This is a genomic window from Acidovorax sp. GW460-11-11-14-LB4 (genome assembly GCF_059423685.1).
Map to the genome: position 1 here is coordinate 65,403 of NZ_JBWKYJ010000014.1, position 17,972 is coordinate 83,374.

A 17,972-nucleotide genomic window follows, 5' to 3' on the forward strand; every position below is an offset into this window, starting at 1 on the left:
CCTTGCTCAGGGCTTGGCCGACGGGTGGTCCAGCGTGAGCCAGCGCATCAGGCCCTTGCGGCGCGCCTGGGTTTCGGCCGTCAGGCACTCGTGGTACAGGCGCGGCCACTGGGGTTGCGATTCGTTGCTGCGCTGCGTCTGCTTGCAGCGGGTGGTGCGCTCGCGTTGCCAGGCGGTGTGCTCCTGCCGCAGCTGGGGCCGTTCGTGGGCCGACAGGGCGCGCATCACGTCGCCGTAGAGGATGGCGATCTCGGTGTCTGCCGCCTGGAAGGCTTGCACGGCGCAGGCGTTGGTTTCTTCCACGGTGCCACCGCGTTTGCAGGCGGCACCGGCTTGCGCGGGGGCGTCGGCCCCGATCAGCATCACGCTCGCAGCACCGAAGACCATGGCCCATCTCTGCATCGTTGTCTGAAAAGTTTGCATGCCCTGCTTTTACCACCGCGCACAGCGGTTGAAACCGGCGCGGACAAAGGCGAGGTAGCCGCGCAAGGGCCGCCAGTCCCCGGGGCAGGCGCTGGCTGCGTCCCCCTTCCGCCTCGCGCAGCGATGCAGAGAAAGGGGGAAGCGGCGAAGCCGCTCAGGGGGTTACTTCAAACTAATCGTCGTGTTCACACCATGCGAGATGGTGCTGTCATCAAACCAGCGCGCCGTCACGGTCTTGGTCTGCGTGTAGAACAGCACGACCTGCTTGCCGTAGGGGCCCAGGTCGCCCAGCTTGGAAGCGCGCGAACCCGAGAACGAGAACAGCGGCACGGGCACAGGGATTGGCACGTTAATGCCGACCTGGCCCACGTCGATCTCTTCCTGGAACTTGCGGGCTGCCGCACCCGACTGGGTGAAGATGGCAGTGCCGTTGCCGTTGGGGTTGTCGTTGATGAAGGCAATGGCTTCGTCAATGTCGGCTGCGGCCGACAGGCACAGCACGGGGCCAAAGATTTCCTGGTCGTAGATGCTCATGCCGGGCTTGACGCCGCTGAACACCGTGGGGCCCACAAAGTTGCCCTTTTCGTAGCCAGCCACCACGGGGTTGCGGCCGTCCAGCTCCAGCGTGGCGCCGTCGGCAATGCCGCGCTCGATCAGGCCCTGCACGCGGTCCTTGGCGGCACAGGACACCACGGGGCCCACGTCCGTGCCTTTTTCCACACCGGCGCTCACCTTCAGGGTCTTGGCCTTGGCCACCAGTTCGGGGATCCACTTTTGCGCTTCGCCCACCAGCACCACCACCGACAGCGCCATGCAACGCTGGCCTGCGGCACCGAAAGCAGCACCTGCCAGGGCGTTCAGGGTCTGTTCCTTGTTGGCGTCGGGCATCACGATGGCGTGGTTCTTGGCGCCCATCATGCATTGCACGCGCTTGCCGTTGAGGCTGGCGCGGTTGTAGACATGGGTGCCCACCTTGGTGGAGCCCACGAAGCTGATCGCCTTAATGTCCTTGTGGTCGCAGATCGCGTTCACAGCGGCTTCGCCACCGTGGATCACGTTGAGCACGCCAGGGGGGATGCCGGCTTCGAGCGCCAGCTCCACCAGGCGCATGGTCACCATGGGGTCTTGCTCGGAGGGTTTGAGCACGAAGGTGTTGCCCGTGGCAATGGCCATGGGGAACATCCACAGCGGGATCATGGCCGGGAAGTTGAAGGGCGTGATGCCCGCGCACACGCCCAGCGGCTGCAGCAGGGTGTAGGTGTCCACGCCGCCAGCCACGTTGTTGGCCAGCTCACCCAGTTGCAGGTTGCCAATGCTGGCAGCGTGCTCGACCACTTCCAGCCCACGGAACACATCACCTTCGGCGTCGGGCAGGGTCTTGCCTTGCTCTGCCGTGAGGATGGCGGCCAGCTCGGCCATGTTTTCGCGGATGAGCTGCTGGTACTTGAGGAAGATGCGGGCGCGGGTGCCGATGGGGGTCTTCTTCCAGGTCTTGAACGCTTCCTTGGCCGAGGCCACTGCGGCATTGATTTCATCGGCCGTGGCAAACGGCACGCGGGCCAGCACTTCTTGCGTGGCGGGGTTCACCACATCACGCCACTCGGTGGACTTGGATTCGACGAACTGGCCGCCGATCAACAGCTTGACGGTGGGGGCCAGCACGGCCTGGGAGGTGGGTGCATTCATCGGTTTGTCTCCTGGAAAAAGCGGGCAAAGGTGCGGGCAGGGTGCCCAGAACTTCGCCATCCTAATTGTGCAGAATTGTCTGCACAATAGACAATGGTGCGCACAAGGTTTGCAAAAATGCACATCGCTGCTTTTGCCTCCGACCTTTGCATATCCTTGTTTGCGTAATGCTCACTGATTCAAGGACTACCCCATGGACTGGGACAACCTGCGCTACTTTCTGGAGCTGGCCCGCGCCGGCACGCTGGTGGGGGCTGCGCGCCGCTTGGCCGTAGACCACACCACGGTGGCGCGCCGCCTGCAGGCGCTCGAAAAGCAGGTGGGCTCCGCCCTGTTTGCGCGCGAGGCGGGCGGCCACCGGCTGACAGAGGCCGGGCGCGCACTGCTGCCCCAGGTCGAGGCCATGGAAGCCGCCTTTCTGGCGGTGGAAAACGCCGCCCCCGGCGTGCGCCAAGGCCTGCATGGCTTGGTGCGCATTGGAACCACCGAGGGCTTTGGCAACCTGATCCTGGCGCCCCAGCTGGCCCGGTTTGCGCTGGACCACCCCGGTCTGGTGGTGGACCTTCTGGCCCTGCCGCGCCTGGTGCACCTGTCGCGCCGCGAGGCCGATATCGTCATCTCGCTGGAGCGACCGGCCCGCGGCGCGGTGGTGGTCGTGAAGCTGACCGACTATGTGCTGCAACTGTATGGAGCGCGCAGCTACCTGCAGCGCCATGCCCCTATCCACACGCCAGACGACCTGCGGGGCCACACCTTCATCAGCTACGTGGACGACCTGCTGTTCAGCAAGGAACTGCAGATCCTGGACGAACTGCACCGCCCTGCGCATTTCGCGCTGCGCAGCACGAGCATCCTGGCCCAGTACGAAGCCGCCCGCGTGGGGGCGGGGCTGGCTGTGCTGCCCGCCTTTGTGGCAGCGCAAGACCCATCGCTGGTGCCTGTGCTGCCGGGTGTGGCACGGTTTCAGCGCACCTTCTGGATGTCCATGCCGGGCGACAACAAGCACGTGGCCCGCATGCAGGCCACGTGGGCGTTTTTGCGGGAGGCGGTGGCGGCTCAGCAGGGGTTGCTGTTGCCGCCTGTCGATGGCATTTGATTTGCTATTCAATTTATAGCTACTGGCGTATGAAAATCTTGCGCCTCTGGCACTTTTGGCCATCAATTGGCTCCTGGCACATGACCCTGTCCCTCTCCTCGCCGTCGTCATCTGTCCCCCGCATGCGTCAACGTGCAGCAGCGCTTGTCACCCAGCAGGGCAGGGTGCTGCTGCACCGGGCGCAAGGCGACACGTTTTGGGCGTTACCGGGGGGCGGGATCGAGCCTGGAGAAAGTGCCGCACAGGCGGTGGTGCGCGAGTTGCTGGAAGAACTGGGGCAGGCCGTAGTGCCGGGCGCGCTGGCTTGTGTGGTGGAGAACTTCTTCGTTCATTCCGGCCAGCTGCACCATGAACTGGGTCTTTGCTTGCACACCAGTCTGCTGGGCGATGGCCCCTTGATCGCAGGGGATGGCCCCTATGAGGGGCTGGAAGGCGGTCGCGGCCTGGTGTTTGCTTGGTTTTCCAGCGACGAGCTTGCGCACCTAGACATCCGTCCGACGATCTTGCGCAGCTATTTGCTTGAATTGCTGGCATGTGGCCCCAGCGGCGTGGCGCACCTTGTGCACCGGGACGGGCTTGTATCCCACTTGTCGACTGGATCCGCCGCGTAGAGTATTTACGCCCTCGCTGACGGTGTTGCCTACGGAGCGTGGGGCCATGGGCCCGGTTCATCGACGTGGACTGTGCCCCGGCGTCCGCCACTGCAGCGGTACCAGGTCATACAGCGGGCTTGGCTCGCGCTGCCAGCCGCTGGTGGGTGCTGCGGTGGTCGTGCCGGTGGGCGAGCCGTTGGTGCCGATGTGAAGACCGGCGAGCTGCTGCATCCACGCGACGTCGATGGCGCCGCCTTGCAAGGGTCTGGAGAAGATCAGCTCCAGCATCTTGCGGCCCTGTGGGTCGCCGCTGCTGGCTGCTACCTGGTACAGGCGCACGGCCTCGGTGTAGTTGGCAGGTACGCCGTCGCCGCGGTGGTAGCGTTGGGCCTCCGCGTACCAATCTGCAGCGCTGTAGCGGGCTGATCGGGTGCGGGCGTTGGGACCGCTCTGGATGCGGCGGGCCAGAAGGCGGGCGTTGGCGGCGGCGGCCTCGGATTTTGCAGACGCTGATTGGAACTGGACCATCGCCTGTTCGAGATCGCCGCTGGCGATGAACTCCAGCCCCAGTTCGTTGCCGGCCTGCGCGTTGCCGGCCCGCACAGCTTGCGTCAACAGTTTTTGAAGCGATGGGCTGGTCGTCGCTGGGGTCGCTGAGCCGGGATATCGGTCAGGTGAGGGCAAACGGGGCTCGGCCAATGGAGCCAATGCCTTGGCCGCATGCCATTCGAGGTATTTGGCAAGCCCCGGATCAGCACGGCCCACCAGCGCAATCCAGTGCATGGCGGTTGAAGGATTGGGTGCTGCCACGCACCCGCTGAGCTGGCACCATGCAAGGCCCGCAGGAGCCAGGGGGTGGCTGAGCATTTGCGCACGTTCAAACCAGTGCTGGGCCTGCGCCGGGTCAGCGGGCATGGCCAGGCCATGCAACGCCAGCAATCCCAACAGCCACGCCGCATCGGCAGGCGTCAGGTCGCCCGTTGATCGCGTTGTAGGGGCAGGGGGGGCGCGCGGCTTGCGCGTCGGCACCCCATCGCGTTGCGCGGTGCTGCGAAGTTTTTGCAACATCTTCTCCTGCATGGGGTCGTCAGACCCGGGCACCTGGGGGGACGCGGCGTTCAGGCTGGCGCGATCGATGACGGTGATTTCCGCGGGCGTGGGAAGCGCTCGCACCGATGCCAGCGCAGGTGCTGCAGTCACCACCGCCAAGACCAGGCACGCTGCACCCCAGGCCTGCGCCACGGCGCCATGGATTGCGCGCCACATGCCCTGCGGTGCATGCAGCCCACCCATGGTGGAATGCGTGTGCGCCGTGGTCGCCGGGGTGGTGGTCATCGCGTTCGCCTGCGCAGTGCTTTACCGACGGTGTGTCACTTGCGTGAGGCGGGTTGGGCAGGCGCACTGGCTGCGGCGGGCAGGGCCCGGCGTGGAATGACTTGCCAGTACACGGCATTGCCGGTGTAGCCATCGGTGCCCCAGGCGGTGGCGAAGGCTTCGTTCAAGCGCTCCAGCGCCCGGTAGTTCTGGATGGGCTTGAGCGGCGGTCCGCGCAGCGCCTCGGGCAAACGGGGCGTGCTGTCCTCGTCGGTGGCAAAGCACGCCACACCTTCGGTGCCGGGGCTGGCTGCGTCCATGATGAAGCCGGGGTTGGGGCTCATCCAGTCGGGGATGCGTATGGCCTGGTTGGCAGACACCCAGCCGGTGGTGTTGGCCTGGTTGGGCAGCAGGCGGATGACTGTGCCGGTGGCATCGGCCAGAAAACACTGCAGGTAGGAGGCGCGCGACACGGTGGCCGACAGGAAGACTTGTTCCCCCACCTCGAATGCGGTGCGCTCCAGCAACACGTTCTCGATCTGCAGATCGATGCTGCGCGCAGGCGGTGGGTCTCCGTACTTGGCCGCCCCCGGATTGCTGCTCACCACATGGATTGCAGTATTGGGAGTGGCAGGACTGGCGGCGATGTGCGGCACAGGCTCTGCGTGCGTGCTGGCCCAGCCAATGCGGGCCAGGGTGCCGTCTGCGGACAGCCCGACAAAGTGGCGCAGCGCCCGTTCGTAGGTCGCAAAGTCCACCACGCCCGTCACCACCATACCGTTGTCCGCCTGAAAGCGCGCCAGGGCTTTGCGCAGCGCCGGGTCGTTGTCCGGCAGGGGTTGCGCGACGGGGGCAAGGTAGCCCCGGCTGACCAGCGAGCGTGCGATGAGCTGGGTGCGCACGGCGGGCGAGCCTTCGTCAAACCAGTCGCGCAGCTGCCGCTGAAAGTCCGGGTGGTTTTGCTCCAGCGTCAGGCATTGCCAGTAAGGCACCCGGGCCCATTTGCCAATGAGTTCTATGGTGGCCAGGTCCACCAGTGTGCGCACTGCACTGCCAGAGCCCTGGGTGTAGTCACGCCCCACGTTGAACTGAACGCCATAAGTGCCGATGCGCCCGGCCAGGTCCACGCCCTGTCCGCCGTTGCCAATGATGACTTCGTTGGCGGAGTCCAGTCCGGGAATCAGAGTGCGGGTGCGAAAGTCGCCCAGGTGCATCTCCAGGCCGATGATGGTGGCGTTGCGGCTCTGGCTGTAGCCCATGTCGATGCGGGGGCCGGAGAGCCCGGTGTCGAACCGGTTGTTGATCACGTTCTGGTCCACGAACGAGATGGCACCCGACAGGTACAGCGCGGGCCGCTGCAGCTGCATCTGGTTGTTGTTGAGCAGGATGGTGGTGAGGTTCTGCACCGTGTCCTGGCGCGCGATGTCCACCTCGTAGTCCACAAAGCGGAAGGCATTGCTCAGGCGCGACATCTGCGACAGGGCCGTGATCACCATGTCCTTGGTGGCCACGGTGACGCGGGTGGAGTAGTCGGGAATCTGCTTGCTCGTGATCAGTGTGGTGGGCAGCTGTGCATCGCGCAGCATGTGGTCCATGCACATCAGCGAGTCGGAGAAGCTGGAGATGGAGCGTGTGGGTCGCACCACGGGGCGGTCGGTGATGGAAGCCAGGCTCTGAAAGGCCTGGTCCTTGCGCGGATCCCTGGGCGTGGCACAGCCAGCCAGTCCCAGTCCGACGACAAGCCAAAGCGCTCCATGGATCGCGCGCATCACAGGGTGTGGGGAGCGTGGGCGCTGGGGGCGAGAGCATGCAGGCATGGCGGGGCTCGGCGGGGTGGGCGGCATGTTCTCTCTCCTGGCGGCCGGGCGTATGGCGCCTGGCCTGTTATTTGCAGATATTGACGAGATCGCCGCGCAGCACCACCACCTGCGGCGCCTGGTTGGGACCGTACTTGGCCGATCCCGTGGTGTTGGCAGACACGGTGTTGCTGCCCACCTCCTGGACGCAGGTCTTTTGCATGCCCTGTGCATTGGCAGTGGTGACCACGTCGTTGTTGGTCAGCACGCCGGTGGTGTCGTCTGAGAAAGCCTTGGCTTCGTAGCGGGCGATGCGGGCGCGTAGCCACGATGGCATGGTGTTGCTGCCGTCCAGTCCCGTCGAGGCTGCCACTGGCCCTGTGGGCTGCATCTGGACCGAGAGCTTCTTGGTCAGGATGACCGGGTCTTCCCCTGGGGCCTGCGCCCACGCGGGGCCTGGCATCAGGCCGCAGACCGTGAGCAACGCTGCGCATGGCGCCAGAAAACGTGTGTTCATGGAACACCTCCTATGGTGAGAATGAGGGGCCCACCCGCGCTGCTGTTTGCAGCCTTGCCGGTGTGCCCCTGGCACGAACTCATCCGGGCACTGATGTGCTGCCGGAATCAGACCCTCGCAGGTCTATTCACCAGCCGAGCTGGTGCCGATCTCAGTAGGGCCAGCCGGCGGGCTTGGTGGGCTGGCAGGTGAAGCAGGCGTTGTTGGAGGCGATGTTTTGCACCGCCTTGCTGTTGCTGCCGCTGGAGAGGTTGTTGACCGACGAGTTGATCATCGAGGTGAATTGGCTGGAGTTGCCAATGATGGTGACTTCGCCCACGTTGGATGACAGGTTCTGGCTGGCGTAGGCTTCGCTGCCGCTGGCGGTGTTGGTCAGATTGCCGCCAAAGCCCGTTACCGTCTGGGTCGAATTGCCACTGATGGTGACGTTGCCTGTGTTGGAGGCCAGGTTCTGGAAGGCTTCGCTCTTCGAGCCCGTCGAGTTGTTGTTGACGGACACCGACGTCAGGGATACCGACTGCGTGGAATTGCCGGTGATGGTGATGTCCGGAGTGGAAGGGACCGGACCGGTGGCCATGGCGGCGGAGGCAATGACGCTGAGCGTGATGAAAGCAAGGGTTTTCATGACAGATCCTTCAAGGATGACTTCTACACTGGCTGCAACCGCAGCGAACCTGCGGTGCAGAGGGGGTTGGACGGCGCTTTCAGGCCTGGTTTTTTGAGAACCGGTGGCCGTTAGGCGCTGTCGGAGTTCAGTGTGCGAGCCGATGCGATTCGTGCGAATACGCCGGGCGGGCTACCTCATACAGCGGAGCGGTTCAACCCTTGGACCCGCGCAAAGCCTTTGCCAGCGCGGCTTGGCCGCCCGCACCACATGAGATCGGCCGAAGAAAGTCAGGTAGTAACCAATTGCTACTTGGGCAACATTGCCAAATATATTTGGACCTTGAAATTTATTTGGCGCACTGTGTGCGCTGCCGTACAGAGAGGCATGAGTGCGTTGGAGAACATGCATGTGAACGCAAGAGTTGCATGCAGATGCGTCAACCGAAAGACCCAGTCCATCGGGGCCCACCACCACGTCCGCAGGAGTTCACCCATGAGCAGCAGTTGGCAGGTCGATACACCATCGCAAACGTTGACGTCTTCAGCGTTGCTTTCAAAGCAGAGTGCGCGCGACCTTGCATCGCTTCCGTCGGGCCGGTTTGAAACCTATTCCAACCCGCCATCGGTCTGGCCCGCCTTCCTCACTGGGCAGGAGGCCAATCCGGTGCGGGTCTTGCTGGTGGACGACGATCCGCACATCCGCCTGGTGATTGCACAGGAGCTCATGGCCGATGCCCGCACGTTGCTGGTGGCGCAGGCGGGCAGTGTCCGCGAGGGGCGCAAGGCCATCAAGAATCACGATTTTGATGTGCTCCTGGTGGACCTGAACCTGGGCGACGGTGACGCCTTTGACCTGTTGCACTACGTGAAGCCTGTGCGCCCATCAGCCCAAACGGTCGTGATCTCGGTCATGGAAAACGACGAGCAGGTCCTGCGGGCCTTTGAACTGGGGGCCACGGGGTATGTGGGCAAGAACTCGTGGTTCGGCAACTATTCGCAAGCCGTGTTGCAGGTGGCCAATGGTGGCGCCTCCATCACCCCCAACCTGGCGCGGCGGTTGCTGCAGCGGTTTGACCGCACCCACTCGGCCGAAAACAAGCGACGGCAGCCCGATGAGGCAGATCGGCTGTCCACACGGGAAAAGGAAATCCTGCGCATGGTGGCCAGCGGCTACACCAGCGCCGAGGTGGGGGCGCGCCTGCTCATCAGCAGCATGACGGTCAACACCCACTTGCGCAATATCTACCGCAAGTTGCAGGTGCGCACCCGTGCCCAGGCGGTGCGCTTCGCCTCGCTGCGGGGGCTCTTTTGACGGAGGATGCAGGTGGCTGCCGCGTGTGTGGGTTGTGTTGTCACCAGGTGTGCTCTCGGTTGCCCACGCCACCCAGAAAGCCAGGATTGAGCGGTGTTTCGCACACGTCCCCCGTTGTTCGCCATCGCTTGCATGTGCATGTGGCTGCTGCAATGGGCGCTCCTTGCGATGGCGTTTTATGGCTATGACGAGGAGAGGCCGTCGGATCGGCAATGGTGGGAGCTGGCCGCCCTGGTGATCTCGGTGGGCCTGGGGGCCCTGCTGCTGGTGCAACTGCCGCGGGCCCTGCAGTGGCGCCCCCGGCTGCGGCTGCGCGCCAGTGCCGAGGTGACGGCAGAGCGGCGGCGCATTGCGCAGGACTTGCATGACAACCTGGGCGCACAACTGGTCTTTGCCATGGCGTTGCTGGAGACCGAGCCGCCCGTAGTGCGTGAACTCCGTTCGCTGCTCGACAAGTGCATGCTGGACCTGCGACTCGTGGTGGACTCCATGGATGCGGCGGACGAGCCATTTGCTGACCGCCTGGCCCGGCTCCGGCACCGCATCCAGCCCGTGCTTGATCGGCGTGGCATTCGCATGGTGTGGGATGTGCAAATTCCGCCGTTGTCCAGTTTTCCGTATGCCGACAGTGCCATGCACCTGGTTGCCATTGTTCAGGAGGCCTTGAGCAACGTGTTGCAGCATTCGGGCGCCACCGAGGTCTCGGTGGGTGTGCGTTACCGTGCGGGTGCCGAGTCCTGGTGTGCCGAGGTCAGCGACAACGGGCGCGGCATGCTGCTTCACGCTGGCGAAGGCAGTCCACTGGGAGGCCATGGGGTGGCAGGCATGAACCACCGTGCGCAGATGGCGGGCGGTGACTTGCTGGTGCTGCAGCGTCCGGGTGGGGGCACCTGCATTCGGGTGGTGATGCCGGGCAGAGGGAGTGCCTAGGATCGCATGGGCTGCTGGGCGCGCAGCCTCCAGCCCGCGGTCCATTCGCAAAACTGGCGTGAAAACTGTTGGTTTATTCGCCCACCGTACGGGCTGCTGCCCGCTACCCTTGGTGCATCTGGGCGATGCGGTGACTTGCGGACAGGTCAAAGGTACCGGGCTGTCGCCACACAGGAGTTCATGGCGATGTCCCCTCTCATTTCCGGCCTCGCATCGGTGGCGTCGATGATTTTCAATGCGGCCTCCAGTGGCGCGGGCAAGGCGTCCGCGCGGCGTGGGGGTGAGGCGGCGGCGCCCGAGCCCTCGGCCGTGGTCACCCTCAGCCCCGAGGCGCAGACGCTGGCGGGAATGGCCGGACAGGGCGCTCTGGCGACCCAGGGCCAGCCGTCTGGCGCGGGGATGACTGTGGGGCGTTCGTCCGGTCAGGCCACTGCGGCATTGCCCGGTGGCCGTGCGGCAGGGGCCGTGTCCAAGGAAGATTTCCAGGCGTTGCTGACCCGGTTTGGTGCTACCGAAGATCAGAAGCAGCAGCTCACGGCGGGCTTTGACGCGGACAAGGATGGTGTCATCACCCACGATGAATTCCTCAAGGGGCTGGCCCGCACCAAAGGCCAGCAGGCGGGCAGCGATCCGTTCGCGCAAGCCGTGCTGCAGGTGATGGACCGTGCGGGTAACGCCGATGGCACCGTGGCCAAGGACGAGTTTGCAGGGCTGACTTCGGCGTTTGCTCTGGCAGAGCGGCGTGCGCCCTCGACACGGACTGCCTGAACAGCCTGAACCGTGAGGAAGCACCGGTACCTGCCACCTGTGCTGTGAGCACGTGTGCTGGGGCTGGAGCCGTATCAGGTGACCTTGGGCAGCGGCAGCGACACCCAAAAGCTGCTGCCCTTGCCCGGTTCGCTCTCCACCCCCAGGCTGCCCCCCATGCCCTCGACGAGGCGTTTGCACAGCGCCAACCCCAGTCCCGCACCCTCAAAGCTGCGCGTCGATGACCCGTCGACCTGTTCGAACAACGTGAAGATGCGGTGCTGGTCACCGGCCGCAATGCCAATACCCTCGTCCGTCACGCGCAGCCGCCACACCGTCGCATCAGGTGTGTCCTGCTCGGTCTCCAGGGTCAGCTGGATGTGACCCGAGAGGCTGAATTTCACGGCGTTGTCCAGCAGGTGGACCAGCACCTGCTGAATACGGTCTGCGTCCCCCACGTGGCTGGCGTCGGTGCCCACGCCATCGAGGGCCAGGAAGATCTGCAAGCCTTTTTGGCGCGCCTGCGGCTCCAGCAGTTGCACCGCATCTGCCGCCAGCTCTGGGACCGATAGCGGCGCAAACTGGAACGCTACTTGGCGTGTTTCCAGCGCAGCCAGATCGATCAGGTCGTTGAGCATGCGCATGAGGCCTTTGGCCGCATCCATCACATTGTTCAGCACGGGCTTCAGGCGCTCATCCTGCGAGCGGTTGCGCACCAGTTCGGTCATCCCCAGGATCAGCGTCATGGGGGTACGCAACTCGTGCCCAATGTTGGCGAGAAAGATGCTCTTGGTGCGCAGAGCAGCCTCCGCGGCTTCCTTGGCGACGGACAACGCTGCCGTGCGCTCCTTGACCCGAGCCTCCAGGTGCTGCCGCTCTGCCTGCAAGGCGCGCTCCAGCTCCCGCCGCCCCGTCACATCGCGGCCAATGCTGTGGTATCCGGCTGGCTGGCCCTGGGCATCGCGGTACAGGCGGCTGGACATCTCAAACCACCGCACGCCGCCATTGGCACAGCGCATTGGCAGCGTCAACAGCGGCTGCCGGTCACGCACCGCCTCGCGCAGTGCCCCTGCGCCCTCGGGTGTCAGTGTCTTGTAGATCGAGCGGCCGATGACCTCGTGCGCGGGGACGCCGCGCGCCCGCTCGTCAGAGGGGCTCACATACGCCACCGTCATGTCGGGGTTGATCCGCCAGATCACTTCTTCCGCGCCTTCTGTGAGCAGCGTGAACTGTTGATCCCGCTCGGACAGGTGCTGGTACATGCGCAGCGCTTCGCCCACAAACAGGTAAAAGCACAAACTGCTCAGCGACAGCGCCAGTGTGAAGATGATGAGCGCATGCAGCGAATACGGCGCGCTCTGCATGCCGTTGCTACCCACTACCAGCGCCAGTGTCAGGACGGTATAGCAGACGCCCGCGGCCCGCCCCAGCAACAGATATGCCGCGCCCACTCCGATCAGGAACCACACGGCGCGCAGCTCGTGCCCCAGGGGCTGCCACAGGGCATAGGTGAACAATGCCAGCCCGATGGAGGTCTGGATGAGTGCCACCGGAACATAGACCCGCGGCCAGCAGCGCAAGGCCCACCACAGCGCCATCATGACCGCGGTGCCAGTTCCCAGGGCAAGGTTCCACGACCCTGGGGAGGGAACCAGCCCGGTAGCGCCCACCGCCAGCAACAGCAACTCAAAAGCCACATTGGCTGACAGGATGCCCTGCAGCAGACGGATCTGAACCTGCCGCATGTTGCCAACGGGGTAGGGGGATGAGGGCATGGTCTGGGCGGTATGGCGATGTTTTGTATTTATCGTTTATATCAAATAAATGATTAAAATGCCAATATTATCAATTTGATTGTGTTTTCGCTGCAAATTGATCATTTGCGTGTTTCTGGCCGAGTCCGGGTGGCCGCCGTGCCGCGCCACCCCCCTACAAAGCGCCAAAGACAAAGGGCCCTCGGAAGGGCCCTATGTGTGCATTTGAAAACTTCCTCTCGCAGACGCTGTGTGGCCTGCACCGGAAGTTCAGCTACCGGTCATATCCGGCCCATCAGCAGCAGGATCACCAGGATCAGCACCACCAGGCCAATCCCGCCGCTGGGCCCGTAGCCCCATGAGCGGCTGTGGCCCCAGGTGGGCAGGGCGCCGACCAGGATGAGGATCAGAACGATCAGAAGAATCAGCGAGAGTGACATGGCAGTTCCTTGTTGGAGTGGTTTGCGGTGAGTGCATTGTTGGGTGCACCCCGCGAACTGCCCGCAGGTGCCGCGCCCGCCACTGGGTCAGGGATTTCCGACACCCACTGTGGGATGTGCGGGTTGTGCCCGGACCAGACCCCGCAGATTCATATCAAAAATGATAGCTGCAGGCGCATGTTTGACTAGCGCTTGCAGCTGTTTTTTCTCCAAACCTGTGCCGAAGCCTCTCAGTGGGCCCCCGCTGCGTCTGCCGCGCCCGCGCCGCCGGTGCGCGCAGGGCGCTTGGTCAGCCAGATCAGCCCGATCAACAGCAGGAACAAGCCGGCCGAGCCCAAAAAGATGTCGTTGGCCGCGCGGGTGAACGCCTGCTGGTCGATCAGCCGGTTGATCTGCGCCAGCGCCTGCATCTGCGTGAGGCCCGAGGCCACCAGGCCGTCCAGCGTCTGCGCGAACACCCCCTGGCCTTGCACCAGCCCTTCGGTCAGGTGCGCATGGTGCATGGCGGCGCGGCTCTCCCACAGCGTGGTGGCAATCGACGTACCCATGGCACCGGCGGTGATGCGCACAAAGTTCGACAAGCCTGCTGCCGCCGGGATGCGGTCTGGCGACACACCCGCCAGCGTCAGCGTGGTCAGCGGGATGAAGAAGAACGCCATGGCCGCGCCCTGCAACAGCGTGGGGATCAGGATGTGGATGAAGTCGGTCTGCACCGTGAACTGCGAACGCATCCACAGCACCGTGCTGAACACGATGAACGCACCCGTGGCCATGCGGCGCGGGTCCCACTGGCCGACCTTTTTGCCCACCAGCGGCGTGAGCAGGATGGCGAACACGCCCACCGGCGCCAGTGCCATGCCGGCCGAGGTGGCCGTGTAGCCCATCCACTGCTGCAGCCACAGCGGCAGCAGCACCACGTTGCCGAAGAACAGTGCGTAGGCCACCGACAGCGCCAGCGCGCCGAACGTGAAGTTGCGGCCCTTGAAGAGCTTGAGGTCCACCACCGGGTGCTTTTCGGTCAGCTCCCACACCAGGAAGACAGCAAACGCCACCACGGCGACCACGGCCATGGTGATGATCTCGCCCGAGGCAAACCAGTCCAGCTCCTTGCCCTTGTCGAGCATGAGCTGCAGCGCGCCCACCCACAACACCAGCAGGCTGAGGCCCACGGTGTCAATCGGCAGCTTGCGGATGGGGGTCTCGCGCTTGCGGTAGATGCCCCAGGTCAGCACCCCGGCCAGCAGGCCCACGGGCACGTTGATGTAGAAGATCCACGGCCAGGAGATGTTGTCGGTGATCCAGCCGCCGAGCAGCGGCCCCACCACCGGCGCGACCAGCGTGGTCACGCCCCACAGGGCCAGGGCCGTGCCGGCCAAGGCACGCGGGTAGCTCGCCAGCAGCAGCGTTTGCGACAGCGGAATCATCGGGCCGGCCACCAGGCCCTGCAGCACGCGGAAGAACACCAGCATTTCCAGCGACGAGGCAAAGCCGCACAGCCAGGAGGTCAGCACAAACAGCATCACGCTCATGGTGAACAGGCGCACCGCGCCAAAGCGCTGCGTGAGCCAGCCGGTGAGCGGCACCGAGATGGCATTGGCCACACCAAAGCTGGTGATGACCCAGGTGCCCTGGCCGGGGCTCACGCCCAGGTCACCGGCAATGGCGGGGATGGAGACATTGGCGATGGACGAGTCCAGCACGTTCATGAACGTGGCCAGCGACAGCGACAGCGTGCCCAGCAACAGGGCGGTGCCCTGCAGCGGCGGATAGGCAGCAGGCGGCCCGGGGGGGGCTGCTGGTGGCGACACCGCAGCAGGCGCCGCCGGAGCGGGGGCCTGGCCTGCGGTGTCTGCAGTGGGGTTGGCGGCAGTCATGCTCGGTCAACCCCGCTTACTGCACCACCGGGGATTGCACGGCGGGCTGCGCCGGGGCCGATGCATGCTTTTGCGCCTGCACTGCGGGCTGGCTGCTCACCTTGGGCGACGCCACGGCCAAGGCGGCCTTGCCATTGCGGCCCAGGTTGGCGGCGATGATGTGCGCCACTTCGTCGTCGGCCGCCTTGAATTGCTCGTCGAACACAGCGGTGGCGGCCACGGGCGTGGTGCGCTGGGTGTCGGCCAGCGTCTTGCCGCTCTGGTCGGCGGTGTCCACCTTGACTTCCATCGACAGGCCCACGCGCAGCGGGTGCTCTGCCACTTCCTTGGGGTCGAGCGCAATGCGCACTGGCACGCGCTGCACCACCTTGATCCAGTTGCCCGTGGCGTTCTGTGCGGGCAGCAGCGCAAAGGCAGCGCCAGTGCCTGCGCCCAGCCCGGTCACCGTGCCGTGGTACGTGACCTTGGTGCCGTACACGTCGGCTGCCAGCTCGGCGGTCTGGCCGATGCGCAGGGTCTTGAGCTGGCTTTCCTTGAAGTTCGCGTCCACCCACAGGTCGTTCAGCGGCACCAGCGTCATCAGCGGGGCGCCGGCCTGCACACGCTGGCCCACTTGCACGCCGCGCTTGGCCACGTGGCCGTCCAGCGGGGCGACCAGCTGGGCACGCTGCACGGCCAGGTAGGCCTCGCGCACGCGGGCCGAGGCGCGCTGCACATTGGGGTGCTGCTCGACCGAGGTGCCTTCTGTCTGTGTCTGGCTGGCGGCCAGTTGTTCTTGTGCGGCCAGCACGGCCGACTGGGCGGCGGCCACGGTGCTCTTGGCGGCGGCCAGCTGCGCGGTGGCGTGCTGGAACTCTTCCTTGCCCACGGCACCGCTGGCCATCAGCGGGGTGCGGCGGTTCACGTCGTCCTGGGCGCGGGCAGCATCGGCCTGGGCACGGGCCAGGTCGGCGCTGCGCAGGCTGACCTGGGCCTTGAGCGTGGAGTTGTTGGCATACAGGGTGCGCACTTCGCGCACCGTCTGGGCGAGCTGGGCCTCGGCCTGCTCCAGCGCCACGCGGGCGTCAGCGGGGTCGAGCTTGACCAGCAACTGGCCGGCCTTCACATAGTCGGTGTCGTCAGCGCCGATGGACACCACCGTGCCGCCGATCTGCGGCGTGATCTGCACCACGTTGCCTGCCACGTAGGCGTTGTCGGTGGTCTCGACATGGCGGCCATTGGCCCAGTGCCAGCCACCCCAGCCGATGGCCACCAGCGCGACGGCTGCGGCGATGAGGGTGAGGCCGCGGCGGCGGGCGGTGTTGGCTTCGTTGGCGGTGAGGGGTTCGCTGTTGGCGGTCATGGCTGTGGTCTTTCAGGAATGTGTTGTTATGTGTTTTTGAATGAGTGCGGTGCGGTGCGGTGTGGTGGGCCGGTCAGTGCGCGGCGGCGGTGTGCAGCACTGCTGTGTCATCGGCCCAGCCGCCACCCAGGGCCTTCATCAGCACCAGGCGGGTGTCGAGCTGGCGGGCGCGCAGGTCCACGGCCAGGCGGCGCTGGGCCAGTACCTGGCTTTCGGTGGAGAGCACCACCAGGTAGTTGCCCAGCCCTGCGCGGTAGCGCTCCTGCGCAAAGCGGTAGGCTTTTTCGGCGCTGGCCATGGCCTCGTCCTGCAAGGCCTGCTGGCGGGTGAGCGATTGCATGGAGGCCACGGCGTCGCCGGCTTCCTTCACCGCATCGAGCACGGCGCCGTTGTACTGGGCGATGGCTGCATCCAGCTCGGCCGCGCGGCCGCCCAGCTGGGCGCGCAGGCGGCCCCCGTCAAAAATGGGCAGGCGCAGCGCGGGCGTCACGCCCATCTGGCGCGAGCTGCCGTTGAACAGCCGGTCCAGCCCCAGCGAGTTCAGGCCAATGAACGCGCCGATGTTGATGTTGGGATAGAACTCTCTGCGCGCGCTGTTCACACCTTGCGTTGCAGCTTCCACGCGCCAGCGCGCGGCCACCACGTCGGGGCGGCGGCCCAGCAGGTCGGCGCCCAGCACCTCGGGCACGGCGGTGGGCTGCAGGGCGGCAAGGCGGGGCGTGAGCTGGGGCAGGGCATCGGGCGCCTGGCCGGTCAGCACGGCCAGTTGGCGGCGGCCCAGGGTGATCTGCTCTTCGAGCGCTTCGATTTGTGTGCGGGCGTCGGGCACAGCGGCCTGGGCCTGGGTCAGCTCGACCTGGCTGTCCAGGCCTGCAGAGGTGCGCTCTTGCGTGAGCTTGCGCTGTTCTTCGCGCTGCTCCAGCGCGCGCGTCGCCACGTCGCGCTGGGCCACCAGCCGGGCCAGCGCCACGTAGCTGCGGCCCACCTGGGCGGCCAGGGTGTTGGCGGCGGCGGCTGCATCCGCCTGGGCGGCGCGGGCCTGGCCCAGCGCAGCCTGCAGCTCGGCAGCGTGCTGGCCAAAGAAGTCGGGCGACCAGCTCAGCGTGGCCTGCACGGTACCGCTGTTGTACGTGTTGCCAGCCACCGGGGCAGGCACCAGCCCGTTGGCGGTGTAGCGCTGGCGGGTAGCGTCCACGCCCAGGGTGGCTTGGGGGCCGTTGGCGGCCTCGCGCACCTGGCTCAGGGCCACGGCCTGTTCCAGCCGGGCGCGGCTCACGGCCAGGCTGGGGTTGCCTTGCAGGGCCTGGTCGATCAGGGTGTTGAGCTGTTCATCGCCCAGCGCCTTCCACCATTGGCTGGTGGCCACCACGTCGGTGGTGGTTGCGGTCAGGCCAGCGGCGGCCGGGGTGGTTTGCGCCAGCGGTGTGTGGGCCGGGCCGGGGTTGGCGCAGCCCACCAGCAGCAGCGCGGCGGCCAGGGCAACGGCCGATACCGCCAGATGGGCGGCGAGGGCAGAGCGGGTGGACAGGGAGGTGGGGGCAG

16 protein-coding genes are annotated in these 17,972 nt (G+C 65.6%); 5 read left to right on the forward strand and 11 right to left on the reverse strand.

Features of this window, described 5'->3' with window-relative positions; translation table 11 throughout:
- Positions 1-6 precede the first annotated feature (6 nt).
- Positions 7-387: a lysozyme inhibitor LprI family protein gene (locus AC07X4_RS08135; RefSeq protein ID WP_494739781.1), complete on the reverse strand. Its 381-nt coding sequence runs from the start codon at positions 385-387 to the stop codon at positions 7-9.
- A gap of 198 nt (positions 388-585) precedes the next feature.
- The gene (locus AC07X4_RS08140) at positions 586-2,109 is read right to left on the reverse strand and encodes a CoA-acylating methylmalonate-semialdehyde dehydrogenase (RefSeq protein ID WP_436077448.1); all 1,524 of its coding nucleotides are present in this window, start codon (positions 2,107-2,109) and stop codon (positions 586-588) included.
- Between the two features lie 193 nt (positions 2,110-2,302).
- On the opposite strand from AC07X4_RS08140, the gene AC07X4_RS08145 reads away from it, so the two are divergent.
- Positions 2,303-3,205 carry a LysR family transcriptional regulator gene (locus tag AC07X4_RS08145; protein ID WP_494739782.1) on the forward strand — a complete coding sequence of 301 codons (903 nt, stop codon included), beginning with the start codon at positions 2,303-2,305 and terminating at the stop codon, positions 3,203-3,205.
- 80 nt (positions 3,206-3,285) lie between these two features.
- Positions 3,286-3,816 (forward strand): NUDIX hydrolase, encoded by a 531-nt coding sequence (locus AC07X4_RS08150; protein ID WP_494739783.1) that lies wholly within the window; start codon positions 3,286-3,288, stop codon positions 3,814-3,816.
- 57 nt (positions 3,817-3,873) lie between these two features.
- Here AC07X4_RS08150 and AC07X4_RS08155 read toward each other — a convergent pair whose 3' ends face one another.
- The 4 genes from AC07X4_RS08155 to AC07X4_RS08170 all read right to left on the reverse strand — a co-directional run bounded on the left by AC07X4_RS08155 (position 3,874) and on the right by AC07X4_RS08170 (position 8,050).
- Positions 3,874-5,133, reverse strand: a complete 1,260-nt coding sequence (locus AC07X4_RS08155; protein WP_494739784.1) for an SEL1-like repeat protein — start codon at positions 5,131-5,133, stop codon at positions 3,874-3,876.
- A gap of 35 nt (positions 5,134-5,168) precedes the next feature.
- A complete protein-coding gene (locus AC07X4_RS08160) occupies positions 5,169-6,881 on the reverse strand; it encodes a DUF4384 domain-containing protein (protein ID WP_494739785.1) in 1,713 nt (570 codons plus the stop codon).
- A 115-nt stretch (positions 6,882-6,996) separates the two neighbouring features.
- On the reverse strand, positions 6,997-7,425 hold the full coding sequence (locus AC07X4_RS08165; RefSeq protein WP_116749777.1) for a hypothetical protein: 429 nt from the start codon (positions 7,423-7,425) through the stop codon (positions 6,997-6,999).
- Positions 7,426-7,576: 151 nt separating this feature from the next.
- Positions 7,577-8,050: a hypothetical protein gene (locus AC07X4_RS08170; protein ID WP_056062488.1), complete on the reverse strand. Its 474-nt coding sequence runs from the start codon at positions 8,048-8,050 to the stop codon at positions 7,577-7,579.
- A gap of 474 nt (positions 8,051-8,524) precedes the next feature.
- Here AC07X4_RS08170 and AC07X4_RS08175 point away from each other — a divergent pair, with 474 nt between their 5' ends.
- From AC07X4_RS08175 to AC07X4_RS08185, 3 genes are all read left to right on the forward strand, one after another.
- Positions 8,525-9,343, forward strand: coding sequence for a LuxR C-terminal-related transcriptional regulator (locus AC07X4_RS08175; protein WP_108497323.1), 819 nt, complete (start codon positions 8,525-8,527; stop codon positions 9,341-9,343).
- A 114-nt stretch (positions 9,344-9,457) separates the two neighbouring features.
- The gene (locus AC07X4_RS08180) at positions 9,458-10,273 is read left to right on the forward strand and encodes a sensor histidine kinase (protein ID WP_494739786.1); all 816 of its coding nucleotides are present in this window, start codon (positions 9,458-9,460) and stop codon (positions 10,271-10,273) included.
- Between the two features lie 186 nt (positions 10,274-10,459).
- Positions 10,460-11,041, forward strand: a complete 582-nt coding sequence (locus tag AC07X4_RS08185) for an EF-hand domain-containing protein (protein WP_494739787.1) — start codon at positions 10,460-10,462, stop codon at positions 11,039-11,041.
- A gap of 74 nt (positions 11,042-11,115) precedes the next feature.
- Here AC07X4_RS08185 and AC07X4_RS08190 read toward each other — a convergent pair whose 3' ends face one another.
- The 5 genes from AC07X4_RS08190 to AC07X4_RS08210 form a co-directional block, all read right to left on the reverse strand.
- The gene (locus AC07X4_RS08190) at positions 11,116-12,795 is read right to left on the reverse strand and encodes a sensor histidine kinase (protein WP_494739788.1); all 1,680 of its coding nucleotides are present in this window, start codon (positions 12,793-12,795) and stop codon (positions 11,116-11,118) included.
- 260 nt (positions 12,796-13,055) lie between these two features.
- Positions 13,056-13,214, reverse strand: a complete 159-nt coding sequence (locus tag AC07X4_RS08195) for a DUF3309 family protein (protein WP_007856361.1) — start codon at positions 13,212-13,214, stop codon at positions 13,056-13,058.
- Positions 13,215-13,444: 230 nt separating this feature from the next.
- The gene (locus AC07X4_RS08200; RefSeq protein ID WP_494739789.1) at positions 13,445-15,088 is read right to left on the reverse strand and encodes a DHA2 family efflux MFS transporter permease subunit; all 1,644 of its coding nucleotides are present in this window, start codon (positions 15,086-15,088) and stop codon (positions 13,445-13,447) included.
- Positions 15,089-15,104: 16 nt separating this feature from the next.
- Entirely contained in the window at positions 15,105-16,430 is a 1,326-nt protein-coding gene (locus tag AC07X4_RS08205) for an HlyD family secretion protein (RefSeq protein WP_494739790.1), read from the reverse strand.
- Between the two features lie 73 nt (positions 16,431-16,503).
- Positions 16,504-17,972, reverse strand: a 1,469-nt coding sequence (locus AC07X4_RS08210; protein ID WP_494739791.1) for an efflux transporter outer membrane subunit, incomplete at its 5' end; no start/stop codon positions are given.

Excerpts from the sequence above, each read along its gene's own strand:
- AC07X4_RS08135 (WP_494739781.1), bottom strand. The coding sequence starts at position 387 with ATGGTCTTCGGTGCTGCGAGCGTGATGCTGATCGGGGCCGACGCCCCC.
- AC07X4_RS08140 (WP_436077448.1), bottom strand. The coding sequence starts at position 2,109 with ATGAATGCACCCACCTCCCAGGCCGTGCTGGCCCCCACCGTCAAGCTG.
- AC07X4_RS08145 (WP_494739782.1), top strand. The coding sequence starts at position 2,303 with ATGGACTGGGACAACCTGCGCTACTTTCTGGAGCTGGCCCGCGCCGGC.
- AC07X4_RS08150 (WP_494739783.1), top strand. The coding sequence starts at position 3,286 with ATGACCCTGTCCCTCTCCTCGCCGTCGTCATCTGTCCCCCGCATGCGT.
- AC07X4_RS08155 (WP_494739784.1), bottom strand. The coding sequence starts at position 5,133 with ATGACCACCACCCCGGCGACCACGGCGCACACGCATTCCACCATGGGT.
- AC07X4_RS08160 (WP_494739785.1), bottom strand. The coding sequence starts at position 6,881 with ATGCGCGCGATCCATGGAGCGCTTTGGCTTGTCGTCGGACTGGGACTG.
- AC07X4_RS08165 (WP_116749777.1), bottom strand. The coding sequence starts at position 7,425 with ATGAACACACGTTTTCTGGCGCCATGCGCAGCGTTGCTCACGGTCTGC.
- AC07X4_RS08170 (WP_056062488.1), bottom strand. The coding sequence starts at position 8,050 with ATGAAAACCCTTGCTTTCATCACGCTCAGCGTCATTGCCTCCGCCGCC.
- AC07X4_RS08175 (WP_108497323.1), top strand. The coding sequence starts at position 8,525 with ATGAGCAGCAGTTGGCAGGTCGATACACCATCGCAAACGTTGACGTCT.
- AC07X4_RS08185 (WP_494739787.1), top strand. The coding sequence starts at position 10,460 with ATGTCCCCTCTCATTTCCGGCCTCGCATCGGTGGCGTCGATGATTTTC.
- AC07X4_RS08190 (WP_494739788.1), bottom strand. The coding sequence starts at position 12,795 with ATGCCCTCATCCCCCTACCCCGTTGGCAACATGCGGCAGGTTCAGATC.
- AC07X4_RS08195 (WP_007856361.1), bottom strand. The coding sequence starts at position 13,214 with ATGTCACTCTCGCTGATTCTTCTGATCGTTCTGATCCTCATCCTGGTC.
- AC07X4_RS08200 (WP_494739789.1), bottom strand. The coding sequence starts at position 15,088 with ATGACTGCCGCCAACCCCACTGCAGACACCGCAGGCCAGGCCCCCGCT.
- AC07X4_RS08205 (WP_494739790.1), bottom strand. The coding sequence starts at position 16,430 with ATGACCGCCAACAGCGAACCCCTCACCGCCAACGAAGCCAACACCGCC.